General features: G+C 39.1%; 14 protein-coding genes and 1 pseudogene (1 of these 15 cut by a window edge). 1 reads left to right on the plus strand and 14 read right to left on the minus strand.

Translation table 11 applies throughout. From position 1 onward, the window contains the following. The 7 genes from L655_RS0112730 to L655_RS0112760 all read right to left on the minus strand — a co-directional run. A partial coding sequence (locus L655_RS0112730; protein WP_024604010.1) for an IS66 family transposase zinc-finger binding domain-containing protein occupies positions 1-604 on the minus strand: 604 nt, incomplete at its 3' end. Positions 605-684: 80 nt separating this feature from the next. Next, on the minus strand, positions 685-1,029 hold the full coding sequence (tnpB, locus tag L655_RS0112735) for an IS66 family insertion sequence element accessory protein TnpB (RefSeq protein WP_158001052.1): 345 nt from the start codon (positions 1,027-1,029) through the stop codon (positions 685-687). A 2-nt stretch (positions 1,030-1,031) separates the two neighbouring features. Next, positions 1,032-1,373, minus strand: a complete 342-nt coding sequence (locus L655_RS0112740) for a hypothetical protein (protein WP_024591408.1) — start codon at positions 1,371-1,373, stop codon at positions 1,032-1,034. A 105-nt stretch (positions 1,374-1,478) separates the two neighbouring features. Next, entirely contained in the window at positions 1,479-1,997 is a 519-nt protein-coding gene (locus L655_RS0112745) for a DUF4240 domain-containing protein (protein WP_024605219.1), read from the minus strand. Next, positions 1,997-2,188 carry a YwbE family protein gene (locus L655_RS0112750; RefSeq protein ID WP_007583223.1) on the minus strand — a complete coding sequence of 64 codons (192 nt, stop codon included), beginning with the start codon at positions 2,186-2,188 and terminating at the stop codon, positions 1,997-1,999. Before L655_RS0112750 ends, L655_RS0112745 begins: the two co-directional genes overlap by 1 nt. 68 nt (positions 2,189-2,256) lie before the next feature. Next, positions 2,257-2,538 carry a hypothetical protein gene (locus L655_RS0112755; RefSeq protein ID WP_024605220.1) on the minus strand — a complete coding sequence of 94 codons (282 nt, stop codon included), beginning with the start codon at positions 2,536-2,538 and terminating at the stop codon, positions 2,257-2,259. 14 nt (positions 2,539-2,552) lie between these two features. Continuing rightward, positions 2,553-2,765, minus strand: coding sequence for a hypothetical protein (locus L655_RS0112760; RefSeq protein ID WP_024597579.1), 213 nt, complete (start codon positions 2,763-2,765; stop codon positions 2,553-2,555). A 100-nt stretch (positions 2,766-2,865) separates the two neighbouring features. On the opposite strand from L655_RS0112760, the gene L655_RS0112765 reads away from it, so the two are divergent. After that, positions 2,866-3,675 (plus strand): ion transporter, encoded by an 810-nt coding sequence (locus tag L655_RS0112765; protein ID WP_024605221.1) that lies wholly within the window; start codon positions 2,866-2,868, stop codon positions 3,673-3,675. A gap of 87 nt (positions 3,676-3,762) precedes the next feature. Here L655_RS0112765 and L655_RS0112770 read toward each other — a convergent pair whose 3' ends face one another. The 7 genes and pseudogenes from L655_RS0112770 to L655_RS01000000125575 all read right to left on the minus strand — a co-directional run. Beyond that, positions 3,763-4,887, minus strand: coding sequence for a DUF748 domain-containing protein (locus tag L655_RS0112770; protein WP_024605222.1), 1,125 nt, complete (start codon positions 4,885-4,887; stop codon positions 3,763-3,765). A 229-nt stretch (positions 4,888-5,116) separates the two neighbouring features. After that, positions 5,117-7,033 carry a bifunctional diguanylate cyclase/phosphodiesterase gene (locus L655_RS0112780; protein ID WP_024605223.1) on the minus strand — a complete coding sequence of 639 codons (1,917 nt, stop codon included), beginning with the start codon at positions 7,031-7,033 and terminating at the stop codon, positions 5,117-5,119. Between the two features lie 312 nt (positions 7,034-7,345). After that, positions 7,346-8,485: an aspartate-semialdehyde dehydrogenase gene (gene asd, locus L655_RS0112785; protein WP_024597574.1), complete on the minus strand. Its 1,140-nt coding sequence runs from the start codon at positions 8,483-8,485 to the stop codon at positions 7,346-7,348. 220 nt (positions 8,486-8,705) lie between these two features. Then, positions 8,706-11,408, minus strand: coding sequence for a TonB-dependent receptor (locus tag L655_RS0112790; protein WP_024605224.1), 2,703 nt, complete (start codon positions 11,406-11,408; stop codon positions 8,706-8,708). A 64-nt stretch (positions 11,409-11,472) separates the two neighbouring features. Beyond that, a complete protein-coding gene (locus L655_RS0112795; RefSeq protein ID WP_024605225.1) occupies positions 11,473-15,561 on the minus strand; it encodes a hypothetical protein in 4,089 nt (1,362 codons plus the stop codon). Positions 15,562-15,845: 284 nt separating this feature from the next. Further along, on the minus strand, positions 15,846-17,174 hold the full coding sequence (locus tag L655_RS0112800; RefSeq protein ID WP_024605226.1) for a hypothetical protein: 1,329 nt from the start codon (positions 17,172-17,174) through the stop codon (positions 15,846-15,848). 69 nt (positions 17,175-17,243) lie between these two features. Further along, positions 17,244-17,287, minus strand: a pseudogene (locus tag L655_RS01000000125575) (energy transducer TonB) (it continues 561 nt past the right edge of the window).

Genomic DNA, 17,287 nt, shown 5'->3' on the forward strand with positions numbered 1-17,287 from the left:
TCTGTCGACTGAGTTCAATACCGTATTGCTTAAACATCGCTTCCTGGCGATACAGCGGTAACCCGTATTGGTATTTACTGGTGATAAGCTGACTGAGCAAACTGCTGGTTGCAATGCCTTTGTTGATGGGCATGGCAGGCATTGAGGCTTGTTTAATCTGTGTCTGAGTTGAGGATTTATCACAGTGACGGCAGGCGTATTTAGGCCTAATATGCTCAATCACTTTGATTTTAGCGGGTATGAACTCAAGCTTTTCTGACTTATCTTCACCCATTTTATGTAGCTCACCGCCACAGCAATCACAGGTTTTGTCGATGATGTCGTGAATAACCTGCTCACGAGGTAAGTCTTTTGGCAGTGCCTTACGCACCGGCTTTTTACGGGTATAGCTAATGGATTGTTGCTCTGCCTCAACTTCCTCAACAATTTCTTCCACTTCATTGAATAACTCGCCTTGCCCGGCAAAGCCTTCAGCACTTTTGCCGAATTGTTTTTGTTGGGCCAAGCTCCAGCGCTCTTCCAATGCCGCAATCTGGGCATCCTTCTGCGCTAACAGTTTTTCAAGTTCAGCAATGCGCTGTTTAAGGGCGAGTTCATTTTTCATGACGCCTATTTTAAGGCATCATCAAAGGCTTTGCAGTGCTAACTGAACTCACTTTGATGATCATCAATCGATCGCAAATATTAAAGCATTTTCTTACCTGCGACATCAATTTTACTGTGTCCAATCACATCATAACCCGATAATAACCAGTGTAATTGCTGCTCGCTTAAGGTCATGGTGGGTGACATGAGTTTGGGCCATTTGAACTTATGCTTATCTAATCGCTTATACCACAGTGCAAAACCGGTGTTATCCCAGTAAAGCAGTTTGAGTTTGTCACGGCCTTTATTACAAAACACAAATAGCGCACCACTGAGCACGGGTAGTTCAAGCTCTGCTTCCACCAACGCCGCCAGACCATTAATTGATTTTCGAAAATCAACGGCATCGGCACATAAATAGACGGTGGGTACATCAACGAACATCCTCATACCGTTAGCCCTTTAATAATGGCAACGATATCGGCCGTCGCTAAATCGATAGGAAACGTGAGTTGGCCGGTTAGCGTATCAAACTGCAGCGTATTTTGACGAGTTTGCGCGCAGACTTCAGTAGTTTGTTTTACCTGGACAAAACGTGATGATGTAAGGCACTGCGTGTGCACTGGCAAGGTGGAATTAGGCTGGTCTTTTGCCAGTAAAGCACGTTGTTTATAATAAGTCGTAATAGCGACATTATGGTGTTGGCAGAATTCAATATTAGTACCACTAAACGTACTGCGTTGCAGCAAAAGCTGCTGCCACTGTGCGCTTGTTCTGTAAGTTTTCATCACCTGCTCCGAATTTATCATTGAGCAGGTATTTTTAGATAATCAGAACATCGATGCTAGGTGTGGTTCGCTAGACGCTTACCGTTATACGAATTGGTATTCATTTTATTGCCAGTACTTTGCAAATAATAAAGGGTAGCTTTGCTTTAAAAACTTAGGTTTGTCTTTAAAACGTTTACCTTTAGGTTCATCACTGCCAGATGGGATAAACGGTAATTCGTCTTCGCTGCGTTCTTCAAATAATAAACCGGCTATTAAATCATACTCATCAATGTACGGATAAGGCTGCTCGTTTAAGTAATAAACAGGTGTACACTGCGCTAACGAATCAGCATTTTCTAAAGCGTTTTCAAATACTGTTTTCCCACGAGAAATTAACCAACATCTAAATTCGCTAAAACCGTAATCGTCGTTACATCCAGCCATAACAAAAGCGGCACCAAACAAATCCCAGGTAAAACACTTGCGCATATGTATGCCAAAATACTTATCAAAATCAATGAGGTGTTGATCGCTTAAATCATTAAGTTTAGTTTTTAGGTTATCGCTCACACTTTGCGGATCGAGCCCTAAATCAGGCGTTGTTACTAATTCCCAAAAAGCCTGTTCTGTTAACGCTGCCATTATAAAATCTCTTTTACTCGGCCAACTTGACCATCTTCTAAACGTACTTTAATACCGTGTGGGTGATTGGGTGATTTTGTTAAAAGGCGCTCAACAACACCCTCAGTTAATGTGCCGCTGCGTTGATCTTCTTTTAATACAATATTTACTGTGGTACCTGGTGAAATTTGCGAACGCGTAGGAACAGCCATAATTTAAACCCTAAAAATAATTTATCTAATTATAACGTCCATGTGCTATCAAACCAACAAAAGCTCTGTTAATTGGCGGAAAATGAAATCTGTGCTGGTTTTGCGTTCAACTTAATACTCGTAAGCTCTTTGAGTATTATATTTGTTAATTCGTTAAGTTGAGGTTTTGCACTTTCAAGGGCTATATCATCATTAAAATAGCATTGTACTTTTAACGTATTAGCCTCATTATTTAAATCAATGGTATGCGTTAGATAATCAAAACCAATTACGCTTTCTTTTATTGCTTCGCATGTATTAGTAAGTGCTAGTCTAATGTGCTTATCGCGCTGCTTTTGAGTTTTAGTCATAATATAAAGGTTACTTATTTAGTTTCTGCTTGTTGCTGTTTTTTAAACTCTTCGTAGTTAGAATCTTGTTTATCTAGGCATTCGTAATATTCTTTGTCAGCTTTATAATTACACTCATCAAGGCGCGCCGATTGAACTTCATGAAAACGCGCGTCAGAGCTACAACCTGCTAAAACACATAATCCAACAATAAGTAATGCGCTACTTTTTGGTTTATTGATAAACATTAAATTTCCTTACACTTTCTATATCGAAAAAGCGTTAAATTATTACAATATTATTGTATATTAGCGCCATAAAATCTTAATTTTCAAAGGATCTATTTCTATGATGTCGCAGTTACAAAAGTTGTTTCAGCGTATAGACAAAAGCAAGATATTTCAATCATTTGTTATAGCTGTAATTATTGTTTCTGCCCTGACAGTAGGTGCGCACACTTACTCATTACATCCTACCGTAGAGCTTGCTCTAAATTGGATGGACGTTGGCATTACCGCATTCTTTTTAATTGAACTAGTAATACGCTTTATTGCAAGTAAAGGCATAAAACACTTTTTTTCTAAAGGATGGAACATATTCGACATCATCATAGTATTGGGCAGTTTATATCCTGCTGCTGGCTCTACTATGTTAATTGCTCGTCTACTTCGCATATTTAGAGTACTGCGATTGGTATCGATGATCCCAGAGCTGCGCTTATTAGTTAATTCATTGCTTAAAGCCATTCCACAAATGGGTTATATAGCCCTATTAATGTTTGTTATTTTTTATATATACGCTGCAATGGGCAGCATGATGTTTGCGGAAATAAACCCCGTACTTTGGCAAGACGTATCAATCTCAATGCTTACCTTGTTTAGGGTGGCGACGTTTGAAGATTGGACCGACATAATGTACGAAACAATGGCGGTGTACGAATTAAGCTGGATTTATTACCTTACGTTTATATTTTTAACCGCATTTGTATTTTTAAATATGATGGTAGGTGCCATTTTAGAAGTTATGAGTGAGGAGCACCGCAAAGCGCGAGAAGAGCTCGCAGACGACAGCTCATTACCTGCAACGCAAGGGCAAGTAAACGAACTACAATCCCAAATTGCTGAGCTTAAAGAGCTATTGAGTAACCGCAAAAACTAATCTGATAAGAGTACTAAAGCACCCACTTAAAGTTTAAAAAGTGGGTGCAATTTAAAGATCTAATTGAAATAGAATTACCAAAGAGCTTTAATTTTCCTCGTTATCAGGTTTTTCATCCGTATCTTCAAAAGAAATAACGTTATCTACTTTCATTTTAAACGCATCAAAAAATGCGTTTTCTAATACCGAAATCACAGCTTGAAAAGTCGAAACATCCGTATTATCTAGTTGTCCCTCTATAGGAATACGTGCAGCAACAAGTTTTGACTCATCGTTTTCGAGTATAGAGCCCAGTAAATCAACACTGCCTTCAAATATGGCCGTAAATATGCCGTCGTCATCTTTTTCTATATCTTCGCGCCACGAGAACACACTCAAGTTTTGAACGCCCGCTTTTACATAACCATTTAAGTTATTGTCTTTAGCTACAAGTTCCATAGCGCCATCAATGCCACCCGCTTCAATATCAAAAGGCGTGTATACCTTAAATACAGTATCGAGGTTTTTAACAGAGAAACGCTGTACCTCTGCGTTAAAATCAAAATTGGCTTGTTTGCTAAAGGGATCTAATTTGCCATCAAGCTTTAATCCGGCCTCCCCCATTAATGCACCTTCTACGCTTAGAGTAGTCACTAGTGTTTTTGATAGGTTTTGCGCGTTGGTTATATTTTCAATTCGAGCGTTAATATTTGATATAAAAGTGGGTTTTTCACCACTATTAGTTGAGTTAACTAAAGTTAATTTGCCTTGCTCAATTGTTAAGGTATCAATAGAGAACAGTACTAAATTATTGGCGAGCCCTACCCAGGTAGTTTCGTCTTTTACTTGTTTATTTTGCTCAGAAGCATTGGGGTCTTTATCGTAAATAACTATTTCAGGACGCGTAAAGGCCATGTTTGTTACTAAATTGCCCTTTAAAAGGGCTGACCACGCGAGTGAAAAATCAAGAGTTTGAATACTCAGTAAAGGCTTCGGAGCTGAAGTTGCATCAACAGCGTAAATTTCAACGTCGTCAATTGCATAGGCACCGCGATATAAAAACAAATCTACATCACCAACATGCCCCGTAACACCTTGCGTATGTTTTAGCTGATAATTTACGTAGTATTGAACTACATAAGGCGCGGCTATTCTGGCAATAATAAGGACTAATAAAATAACCGCAAATGAGTTAAACCATTTGCTATGAAATACATTAGAAACCGAGCTCATTGTAATTTCCTTTACCTAATACTTTCGAATGAGCATTTTAAACATGTAAGAATTACGCAAAATTGTAACAACACTACGTAAATCGTATTTAAAATACATCGTTAATAGCCTAAGTGAAGTTAAAGTGGCTAATTTAAGTATTAACAGCAAAGGTTATACCAATTTAAAATTGCTACAAAAAATTGGGTTTATGCAGCAATACTTAACTAAATAAAAACAGCGAGTACCTTTAATATATCAAGGATAGTGCTTGATCAAATCTAACTGGTTTACTGAATATAAAACCTTGGTATTTATCAATTTCTAAGCTTTGTAATAACGTTAACTGAGCGGAGTTTTCTACGCCCTCCGCTATTACCTGGCAACCAATCATATGCGACATGTTAGTTACCGCAGATACAATACTTTTATCTTTTGAGCATTCACAAATGTTATCAATATAAGATTTATCTATTTTAATGTAATCAACTGATAGCTCTTTTAAAACCGATATAGAAGAAAACCCAGTACCAAAATCATCAATAGAGATACGCACACCGGTATTTTTTATGGCCGTAATCACTTTTGACAAATACGGTAAATTTTTAATCATCACTGTTTCTGTTATTTCTAAATGCACATTGTATGGTTTAACAGCATATCTATTTAGAAGAGCAACTAAAAAATCTAAAAAATTATGGTTTTCTAGTTGCAACACCGACACATTAATCGACAATCCAATCTTACTATTCACAGCGTTTAACTTACTTAAACTCGCGATGGCTTGCTCTAGTACAAATTCACCTAATATATTAATTTTCCCATATCGCTCTGCAATATCTATAAATTCTGAAGGGGGAATAAATTCATCATTAAACTGCCAACGAAGTAGTACTTCAAACGTGGTTATTTCATTTGTACTTATATCAACAATAGGTTGATAACACAGATGAAAGTCACCTTTTTCTACGCACTCTTTAATTGAGCTGCGAAGTACTTCTTCTCTTTTAAGCGATTCATGCATTCGCTCGTCAAATACCGATATTTCATTACGGCTTTTCTTACCTTCATACATAGCAACATCAGCGTATTTAATCGCGTCTTCAAGATTAAAGTTTTCACGCGTAAAATACAGCCCAACCTTAAAAGAAGGGTTTACTTGATAGCTATCCATGCTTACTGTTTTCGTTAAAGTTTTAACTAATCTAAAAACACAGTCAAAAAGTTCGTCTTCGGTGTTACTACGAGAATAAAAAATAAACTCATCCCCTCCCCAACGACAAGCAATAAAATCGCCCTGAGTTTGTGTTTCAACTAATCGTTTACCTGTTTGGGCCAGAACAAAGTCACCAAAATCGTGACCGTATTTATCGTTGATGATTTTAAAGTCATCCATATCTAAAAATAAAACGGCTTTAATATCATCATTTTGATTGGCTAAATCAAGTTCAACATTAGAAACAAAGCTCCCCCTGTTAAACAATTTAGTTAAATTATCTTTTTGCTCTAAAAGGATTATTTGTTCGGTACGAAGTTGCACTTCGTTTTCTAAGTTTTCAATAAATTGATCTAACTTAAGTTCATTATTAATTGATGACTTTACATCTTTAGCAGAACGTACAGCGGTAACAAAACACAAAATAAACCATAAAACGAGCCCTAAAATACCTAGTACATTCTCATCTTCAATAGGCTGTAAAAGTAATAAAATACTAAAAGGAACCAGTAAACAGGTTATATACGACAAGGAGGAACGAATATCAGAAGCTAAAACATTTACACCGCCACCAGCAAGGGAGCTAAAAACAACGAGTGATACAAACTTCTCCTGCATTGGCATATTTTCATAAAACAAAATGGGGAAAGCAGCCCAAGTTACGGCTGTTAATAATAAACCTATAAAATACAGATGATATTTAAAAGCATGGGTGTTGTTAACAAATACATGGCTGGCTATTCGAAGTAATGAAATAAATGATAACGTAAAAAGCCAGTAAAGTTTTTCTTGCGAGGCGCTGTGGTTAATACTGCTAAAAATAAGAAAACAAGAAACAACCGTGTTTATAGCAATTGCAGAACTAAAATAGGAGCTAACAAATGCTAATCGCTTATTGGCAAAGTTATTTATATGAGAGGTCATTAATGTTACTTGAATAGGCTGTTGCACAATGTAAACAGTTTACTTAAGTTCAATAATAAACAACAGTGAACATTCATAAAAAAGTATTGTTTAAGCCTCTTAAGCGGTTTTATAAGCCATTAAACTAAAAAGGGCTGGCAAATTGCCAACCCCTTTTGTTAATACTAATTATATATTATACCAATTCGCTTAATTAAGTGATCTATTTTGAGGGAAGAAAAATCGTGTCGATAACAAGGCAAAGATTTCGTTATTTAGTTGTTCTATATCAGAAATATTTAACGTAGTTAGCGTCAGATTTAACCCCTCAAATTGATTAAGTATTATTGCGAATTGGTATTACTCACCATCAACAATTATGCGTAGCATACGACGAAGTGGCTCTGCCGCTCCCCACAAAAGCTGATCGCCTACTGTAAATGCGCTGATGTATTTTGGCCCCATCGCTAATTTACGAATACGGCCAACAGGAATTGTTAAAGTGCCTGTTACTTTAACGGGTGTTAAGTCTGTTGCGCTAATTTCACGCTCGTTAGGAATAACCTTAACCCACTCGTTATGAGACGCTAAAATTTCTTCAATTTTTTCTACGCTAATATCTTCACGTAATTTAATGGTCATCGCTTGTGAATGACAACGCATAGCGCCAATACGTACACATAAACCGTCAATAGGCACTGGTTGCTTTGAAGAACCTAAAATTTTGTTCGCTTCAACTTGCGCTTTCCATTCTTCTTTAGACTGACCGCTTGGCATAGGTACGTCAATCCACGGGATTAAACTGCCCGCTAATGGCACACCAAATTGGTCTTGTGGTAAGTCTTTTGACGCCATTGTTTCACTTACTATTTTATCAATTTCTAAAATAGCAGAGCTTGGGTTATCTAGTTTATCTGCAACACTTGCATGAATAGCGCCCATTTGTGCAATAAGCTCTTTCATATTTCGTGCACCAGCGCCCGACGCCGCTTGGTAAGTCATTGGGCTTACCCATTCAATTAGGTCTTGCTCAAATAAACCACCTAATGCAAGTAGCATCAGCGATACAGTACAGTTACCGCCCACAAAGGTTTTAACGCCTTGCTCTAAGCCTTGTTCAATAACATCTTTGTTTACGGGATCAAGCACTATAATGCTGTCCTCACTCATACGCAGCGCTGAAGCTGCATCAATCCAGTAACCATCCCAACCCGACTCTCGAAGCTTTGGATGTACCGCATTGGTGTAGTCACCGCCTTGGCAAGTAACAATAATATCCATTTTAGCAAGTTCGCTAATGTCACTTGCATCTAGTAATGGTTTTGCGTCGCCTGCTATATCTGGGCCTAGTTGACCCGCTTGTGAGGTGGTGAAAAAGGTGGTGTCGATATGGGCAAAATCACTTTGCTGCTGCATACGTTCTAATAACACAGAGCCAACCATGCCACGCCAACCGACTAATCCTACTTTTTTCATTGTTTGTTCCACTGTTTGATTCATAAAAGATGCCTTAATACATTAAAAATTAAATTCATTGCGTGAGATTTAATTTTCATTAACGCTAAACTAACACTCGTAGACGGCTAAAACTAGTGAATAAAACAGAACTTAAATATTTTTCATACTGAGCATAAACACAAAAAAGCTCTGTATTAAAATACAGAGCTAATAGATAGTGAAGTTTACTATTTCATTCCTTGAGTTTTATTTTAAATAAAGCTTAAAACTCATAGCTATAACTTAAACTAAACTCAGTGCCGGTGTCTTGTCCCCAAAGGGTAAGACCTTCTTGTTCAATTTCTTTTTCTTGGCCAAGCATATTCTTAACCTTAAAATTAACTTTAGAGTTAAAGTTAGGGAAGTAAGAATAAACTAAATCAACTGAGTGAAACGACTTTTCTTCTGCATCTTCATTTCCACGTGTACCAGGTACAATTATACGAGGACCAAACACATTATAAATTAATGAAGTAGAATGAAACCCATCATTCGAGTCATAGCCCATTTGTAAGTTTGCAACCCACTCAGAATGACCAACTAAACGACGCTCATTGTTAGTTACAATATTCGATACCGTATCGGCCTCAAGGGCTTCTTTAAGCTGTGTTTCAAACAGTGAGTCAACACCGTCTGAATCATTAATCCCCAAATTAACACTTGAGTCAGATAGCGTAACGTTGCCTGACAAAAATGCTGAAGACCAATCTTTATTTATAAAGCCAAAGTCAGTTAAAAAATCAACTTCAATACCCGACAATTTACCCGACTGAGCATTTGCTGTTAATAACTGTGGAGATGCACCACCTACGCCCGCAAGCTCAACCATTTCAATTGGGTTTTCAATGTCTTTATAAAACAATGCAACAGAAAGGTTATTACCTGATGGCATATACCATTCAAACCTAAAATCTACATTTTTTAAATTAGAACTTTGTAAACTAGGTGATCCTCTCACCAGAAACTCAGTTAACGGGTCAACAAAGAAAGAAGAGCTTACATCACGTAGATCAGGGCGAATGGTTGTTTCACTTAAATTTAAGCGAAATTGCATTTCTTCATCCATGATGTACGTAACAGCTAAAGAAGGAAAAAAGTTATCTTCTTTTATTGCAACTTCGCTCACTTCTTCAATTGTTCCATCAAAGAAATTAGTATGAGCCTGAAAAGGCACTGATATTTGAGAAAAGTCTTCCCAACGAATACCACCGGTTATACGCCATGTGTTTTCGTAGAAAAAGTCGGCCATAAAATAATAAGCGTCTAACTTATGTGCAGCGCTGTACTTATCACCATCTGCGGTACCATCATCAAAAATACCAGAGCCTGTTACACTTGCATAAAAAGCGTCATTCGCCGTGTTTTCATCAGCAAAAATATCGCTTACGTTAGAGCCGAACGAGTACTCATCGCTTATACCACGGTGCGTAATGCCAAACTTCACATTACTTGCATCACGTTTTTTCTCTGAAAAATCGCCGCCTATTTTTAACTCAAGCTCATAGCCGTCACCATAAAAAGGCATACCCATATTCCAACCAAATGTTTCAACATCGTCGTGTAATACTTGATACTCACGGGTGATATTTGTTGCAGCTACATCTTGCAGTTGTTCAGATTCAAGCACGCCATCAACTAAGTTTTGCTGATAAACAACATCTAAACCACCTGGTGCATTACGGTTTGCTCGACTTAAACCGCCATACCAATCAAAAAATAAATTATTTAGCTCTGGAAAGTTGTGCGTCCCCTTAAGCTGAGTCGAAAACATTTCGCGCTCTTCGTACGTAATATCTACTCGGCGTAATTCGGTGACACCTTCTTCGGTTTCATTTGCATCAAAGTAATCGCGGTTACGTACGCGGTCACTCATGTCATGAAGTGCAATATTAGTAAGCTCAAACTTATGGTTTGAGTTTAACTCATATCCTAAATTTAATGTGCCGCTCCAACGTACATTTTGCTCAGTCGATGTACCATCGTAATACTGGGCAAAACATTTGTCTTCACAGCCTAAGCTACCAAGGCTTGAGCCGCTTTGCTCTTGAACTACTTCCCACTCGTTATCGTAAGATACGGCTGCAAGCACACCAAAAGTACCGACCTCACTTTCAAATCTATCACCTAAGGCAATAGAGAAGTTCATAGCAGGGTCAACATCCTTTTGTGAAATACCTACATCCCAATCAAGCGATTGAATCAGGTTTTTACGCTCAGCTAACGTAGTGTTTATATTGCCCTCAAGACCAGCATCACTGGTAAGCGCAGTAGTAAACACATCCGATAATGCTCGCGAACCATCATCTCGACCCATCCAGTCATCATCACCGCCACTGTAAAAGTAACCGGTATCGCTATTAGAAGTATTGTACGATGTACCCACTTGTACTTTTAATAAAAAGTCAGAAGGAATTGATTTAGTGCGAATATTTACATTACCACCACCAAAATGAGCTGGCATATCCGGTGAAAATGACTTTTGTACACTCAAGCTTTCAATAATTTCAGATGGAAATAAATCCAAAGGAACCACTGAGCGAGTAGGATCAGGGCTTGGTACATACATGCTATTTAGCTGAGTACTAGAATAGCGTTCACCTAAACCACGCACATAAATAAATTTGCCATCGACTAACGTTAAACCAGTAACACGGCGAAGTGCAGAGGCAGCATCGCCATCACCAGTACGTGATATTTGGTCTGCACCCATAATATCAGCAACAAACGCTTGGTTTTGACGTTCTTGCAGTACAGCACCCGCACTGCCCTTTAATCGTTGCCCTACAGCAACAACTTCTTCTATTTCTTGCTCTTCTACTTGCTGCTCAGCAGCCGTAGCTGTATTTACTGATAAACCAAGTAACGCAGCCATTACAGCGTAGTTTAACTTTGATAAAGCAAGTGTAGAGGGTTTAAAAGATTTCATTTTTATACTCCGAAACAAAACAAGACATTAGCCGAGCTTTCGCTCGGCTATAATGTGGTTTGGGTTAAAGGCCTACTTTTACCCAACCTGCTGTCCAGTCTGTTTGTGCATCCATCGCACCAATGTAATCTACAGAATCAAAGTAACTATCTAAGCTTGATGAATCAAAGCCATTACCAAGTAATAACGACTCAGCAGTTGGCATATAGCCATTATCTGCTAGCCCAAGGTCAGCGGCTACTTGAACTGAATTACCTGTTTGTCCTAAGAACCAAGATTCAACATTACCTGTACCAATTGCTTGGGTACCAAAGTTGTTAGCGGTTTCACACGCAACGATGGAGTGAGTAACAGTTAATGTACCGTCCTCTGCTCGCGGCGCTGAATCAGAGCCTACTCGTAAACAGTTTGAATAGTCTGCACCACCTGTAACCACTACGTTTTTAAGCATACCCGCAGTACCTGCACGTAAGCGGATACCATTTACACCAACATTACCAATAATTGTTACGTTAGAGATAGTTGGCATTGTTAGTGGCGTTGCACTTGAATCAAACTCAGAGTTATCAGCTTCAATTGCATTGTCGCCCTCAGAGTCTGATTGTTTAATCAGTACATATTGCGCTTTACCCGTCCAACCGAACGACCAATCAAGTGAATCATCGCCTATGCTTGTTAAAACAAGGTGACTAATATTTGCAGTACCACCAAAAAATTCAACACCATCGTCTAGATTTTCATGAACGTGAATGTAATCTAGTTCAGTCTGACGACCAACACCCGCAAGTGTAATACCGTTAAGTTCATCGCCATTACCCAGCGTTTTACCCGCTTGCTTAACTGCAACATACTTTAGCGTACCTGAATTATCTTCAGGGTCATTACCACCGAACTGGCCTGCGTCACCTTCAGCAGACACACCACAACTGGCAAGTTCTTCTGCGGTAGCTTCACCTTGTTGGTCGCCACATGAGTTAGCAGGTGCATTACCCAATAATACTAAACCGCCCCATTGACCAATCGTAGTTTCGCCTCCCGTCATATCCTGGATTGACGTCATAGTAATTGGTTGATTTACACTGCCTACCGCTTCAATTTTAGAACCACGGCGAACAACTAAGAAGTCATCACCCGACTCACCAATTAATGTTGTACCAAACTGAACATAAAGTGTTGTGTTGTCAGCGCGGTCATTACCAACGGCTGTACGTCCTTTTAAAATCCAATGCGCATCGTTAGTCAGTGTTACATCAGATGTAAATACAACATCAGAGGTTAATTGATATACAGGTTTGTCTGTAATTGTAGGGAAGCTAGCAGAAACATCTGTTGCAAGTCCTTGTGCTAATGCATTAGCAATATCGTCAGGAAAGCTTGGTGTAATAGCAACTGTCCAACCATCCATCCAATTATTATCGCCATCGAATGCGCCGATGTAATCTGTTTTGGTAAAGAACGAGTCAAGCTCAGATGAATCCCCACCAGCACCTAATAAAGGTGAACCCGATTTTGGTGTAAAGCCGTCTGTCGCTAAATTAAGTGCTGAAGCCGTAAGCGTTAAGTTGCCCGTTTGACCTTCAAACCAAGACTGCACATTGCCACTACCAATTGCTTGTGAACCAAAGTTATTATCTTCACTACATGCAACAGCTGAGTTTTCGATAGACAACTCACCCGATTCTGCATTAGCAGCAGAGTCTGAGCCTACACGTAAACAGTTTGAGTAACCTTCAGGGCCCGTTATAACAACATTTCGTAGAACGCCCGCTGTCCCTGCACGTAAACGAACACCGTTAGTACCATCAGCACCTACAATTGTTACGTTAGAAATTAGTGGTTTAGTCAATGGTGTCGCATTTGAATCGAATTCTGAGTTATCAGCTTCTATTGCGTTATCACCCTCAACTGAACTTTGTTGAATATAGATATTTTGTGCACGACCCGACCAACCAAATGACCAATCGAATGCATCGTCGCCAATATCAGTTAGTACAATGTTACGAACATTAACTGTGCCACCAAAAAACTCAACACCATCATCTAGGTTTTGGTGAATTTGAATGTATTCAACTTTCGTTTGTGAACCAACACCTGCAAATGAGATACCGTTAAGTTCATCGCCATTACCCAGCGTTTTACCTGCATGTTTAACAACAATATAACGAAGAACACCTGAGTTATCATCGATAATATCACCACCAAACTGACCAGCGTCACCCTCAGCTGATACACCACAGTTAGCTAATTCTTCAGCTGTCGTTTCACCGGTTTGATCGCCACACGAGTTAGCGGGTGCATTACCTAATAATACTAAGCCGCCCCATTGACCAATCGTTGTTTCAGCGCCTGTTACATCTTGAATAGATGTCATAGTGATTGGCGCAGTTGCATTACCATTGGCATTAATTTGTGAACCACGACGTACAACTAAAAAGTCATCACCTGTTTCACCAATTAGCGTTGTACCCGCTTGAACATATAATATAGTTGCATCTGCACGGTCATTACCAACTGCAGTACGACCATTTAAAATCCAATGTGCATCGTTAGTAAGCGTTACATCTGCTGTGAACGTTGTATCTTCAGTTAAACGGTATACTGGTTTATCTGTAATTGCTGGAAATTCACTAGAAACATCTAATGCTAAGCCTTGTGCAAGCGCGTTATCAATATCAGTAGGGAAGCCGCCATTAATACCGACAGTCCAACCTTCCATCCAATTAGTTGAACCATCAAAAGCACCAATTTGACCATTTGCGATAAGCGGTGAACCAGCAAGTGGCGTGTAACCGTCATCAGCAAGCATAAGCTCTGCAGGCGTAAGTACTTGGTTACCATCTTGTCCTTCAAACCAAGATTGAACGTCGCCACCGTTAATTACTTCACTACCAAAATTATTTGCCGTTGTTTGACACGCCACAATAGAGTTTACAATCGTTAGTGTGCCATCTTCAGCGCGAGGAACTGAATCAGACCCTACACGTAAACAGTTTTCGTAAGTAGCAGGACCCGTTACAAATACATTTTTAAGAGCGCCCGCAGTACCCGCGCGTAGACGAATACCATTATTACCTTCTGCACCGACGATTGTTACGTTAGATATAGTAGGCAGTGTTAATGGCGTGGCGCTTGAATCAAACTCAGAGTTATCAGCTTCAATAGCGTTATCGCCTACGTTAGCGGCTTGTTGAATGTAAACATTAGTAGCCGAACCCGTCCAACCAAAAGACCAATCAAGTGAATCATCACCAATGTTAGTCAGCACTACATTACTTACATTAACCGTACCACCAAAAAACTCGATACCGTCATCAAGGTTTTCATGAACCTGGATATAATCAACCGTAGTTGCAGAGCCAACACCGGCAAATGTAATACCATTTAACTCATCACCATTACCAAGCGTTTTACCTGCTTGCTTAACAAGTACATATTTTAGAGTACCTGAATTATCATCACTGATATTTCCACCGAACTGACCTGCATCACCTTCAGCTGACACGCCACAGTTAGCAAGTTCGTCTGCTGTTGCTTCACCTTGTTGGTCTCCACATGAGTTTGCAGGTGCATTACCAAGTAATACCAAACCACCCCATTGGCCAATTGCTGTCTCGCTACCCGTAACATCTTGAATTGAGGTCATCGTAATTGGCTGGCTTGCAGTGCCGACTGATTCAATTTGTGAACCACGACGCACAACTAAAAAGTCATCCCCTGACTCACCAATAATCGTTGTACCTTGCTGAATATAAAGCGTTGTACTATCTGCGCGGTCATTACCCACAGCAGTACGACCACTCACAATCCAATGTGCATCATTAGTTAGTGAAACATCAGCAATCAATGTTGTATCAGCACTTAAGCGATACACTGGTTTATCTGTTATTGCTGGAAATTCACTTGATACATCCGTTGCTAAGCCTTGAACAAGTGCATTGTCGATATCAGCAGGGAAACCCGTAGTTGCATTTTGCGAATCATCACGCGATGATGTTTCATCTACTGTACCACTGCCACCTTCAACAACATTAGTAACTGTGTCGCCTTCATTTATTGTTGTGTCGCCTTCAGATACTACTAAGTCACCACCACAACCCGCTAAAGATACTGCAGTTGCAATCAAACTAACTTTAAATAAGTCAGATAATTTCATTGTTCACTCCGTTAAAGTATTTAATTATTTTGTTAAGTGCTTTAAATAAACTAAAGTCACCTTAAAACATTAAGTAATGCTTTAAGGTCACTTGAGTTATCAGCAGCGCCTACCTTACGGTAGCTATATGACATTACAGTTACACTTTAATAAACATAAGATGACAAAGTTATTTACATAAAATTCAAGTAGTTAATTTATTAAAAACATAAAAAAACCACACTAAAAATAGTGTGGTTTGGATTTGCGATTATGAAATTATATTTAAACGTTATTACTAAAGCTTAAAGCAGTGCCGTTCTTAATGTTTCTGCATGCACTTTCTCGCGCTTTACATATTTAATCCATTGCTGCGCTAAACGCTGTGATTTTTTATGTTTTTCTGCCTGTTCGAACGCTAAAATTGATGCATCAAAATTTTGTAAGTTGTACTGAGCCATACCCAAGGCAACAAATGCATTTGATTCAAAATCAAGTGAGCCTTTATTAAGTGCTTTACGCGCTGCGTCGGCCGCTTCTTCATATTGCTCAGTATTAACATATACTTCAGCTAAGCGTTGGTCATATTTACCACTGGGTGATAAATCGGCTGCTTTTACAAAGTATTTTATTGATTTTTCGTCTTCTTTTGCTTGGATCATCGCCTCAGCTACAAAGGCATAGTTTTTAGCGTTTTGCTCTGCAATCCCTTTTTCAATCGCATCACTCATAACGTCTGCGGCTTTAAATGCTAAGCCGTTATATAAATACACTTGCGCTAATTGACGTAAATCAGACTTAGAGGTTAAAAATCCTTGCTGATAAGCCGCTTCAATTACCGCCAACTGCTGCTTTTCTTGCCCTGTTTCACCATACATACCTGATAACTGTACCCAATACTCAGGCTTGTTATAAAGCTTTACCATACGCTCAAGTACTTCAACAACTTTGTCAGTTTGATTAAGTGAGTAGTACATGGCACGCTGTAGTACTAACCAGTTTTCCTTAGGGATTTTGCCTTCGCTGTCGCTTAAAGCAATCACTTGAGATATGTACTCAAGGCCTTTTTTATAATCCTTTAACTGATAGTATGTTTGAGCCCTTAACAAGTAATAGCCTTCTGTTTTAGGCTTAGTGTTAATAGTGTCCCAGTCATCTAAAAATGCGATAACTTTAGTGTAATCACTATTAGCCATAGCTAGTTGCGCTAAACTAAAGGTAGTACTTAAACGAAGCGACTCAGGAATGGCTTCCTCTGCTACGACCTTTTCAAACGAAGCTATCGCTTTTGGTAAATCGTTTTCGTTGTAATAAATAAACCCATAAAAATTATGCATCATCGCAATTTCGTACGAGTTCATGCTTGAAGCTCGCTCTTGAATGCTATCAAGCGCTTCAAGGCCTGCTTTAACATCGCCATCATCAGCGAGTTTTTGTGCACGTGCGAGTTGGCTGTAGACCTTTTCGCGAAGCGCTGGTACACGTTTTGTTTTTTGCTCTTGCTCTGCATATGCCGTAGCTACATTTAGCCCTGGTATCAGGCTTAAAGCACTTTGAGTAACAATACTTGTACTCACTGCAGCGGTACAAAATAGTGTTAATTTTAAAAATTTAGCTGTAGGGCTTAATTTCATAACAGATTTAATAAATAGTTTCATAATCGCCTCGCATTACTGTCCGTATACTCGTGGTTAATTACTAAATTAACCGCTAATTTGGAAAGATATTTTGTTCTGAACACCCGCCA

The organism is Pseudoalteromonas sp. TAE79 (assembly GCF_000498015.1).
GTDB lineage: Bacteria > Pseudomonadota > Gammaproteobacteria > Enterobacterales > Alteromonadaceae > Pseudoalteromonas.

Bases quoted from the DNA above. Each gene is read 5' to 3' on its own strand.
- L655_RS0112760 (WP_024597579.1), bottom strand. From the start codon at position 2,765: ATGTTTATCAATAAACCAAAAAGTAGCGCATTACTTATTGTTGGATTA.
- L655_RS0112740 (WP_024591408.1), bottom strand. From the start codon at position 1,373: ATGAAAACTTACAGAACAAGCGCACAGTGGCAGCAGCTTTTGCTGCAA.
- asd (WP_024597574.1), bottom strand. From the start codon at position 8,485: ATGAATCAAACAGTGGAACAAACAATGAAAAAAGTAGGATTAGTCGGT.
- L655_RS0112790 (WP_024605224.1), bottom strand. From the start codon at position 11,408: ATGAAATCTTTTAAACCCTCTACACTTGCTTTATCAAAGTTAAACTAC.
- L655_RS0112765 (WP_024605221.1), top strand. From the start codon at position 2,866: ATGATGTCGCAGTTACAAAAGTTGTTTCAGCGTATAGACAAAAGCAAG.
- L655_RS0112770 (WP_024605222.1), bottom strand. From the start codon at position 4,887: ATGAGCTCGGTTTCTAATGTATTTCATAGCAAATGGTTTAACTCATTT.
- L655_RS0112745 (WP_024605219.1), bottom strand. From the start codon at position 1,997: ATGGCAGCGTTAACAGAACAGGCTTTTTGGGAATTAGTAACAACGCCT.
- L655_RS0112750 (WP_007583223.1), bottom strand. From the start codon at position 2,188: ATGGCTGTTCCTACGCGTTCGCAAATTTCACCAGGTACCACAGTAAAT.
- L655_RS0112755 (WP_024605220.1), bottom strand. From the start codon at position 2,538: ATGACTAAAACTCAAAAGCAGCGCGATAAGCACATTAGACTAGCACTT.
- tnpB (WP_158001052.1), bottom strand. From the start codon at position 1,029: ATGTTCGTTGATGTACCCACCGTCTATTTATGTGCCGATGCCGTTGAT.
- L655_RS0112795 (WP_024605225.1), bottom strand. From the start codon at position 15,561: ATGAAATTATCTGACTTATTTAAAGTTAGTTTGATTGCAACTGCAGTA.
- L655_RS0112800 (WP_024605226.1), bottom strand. From the start codon at position 17,174: ATGAAATTAAGCCCTACAGCTAAATTTTTAAAATTAACACTATTTTGT.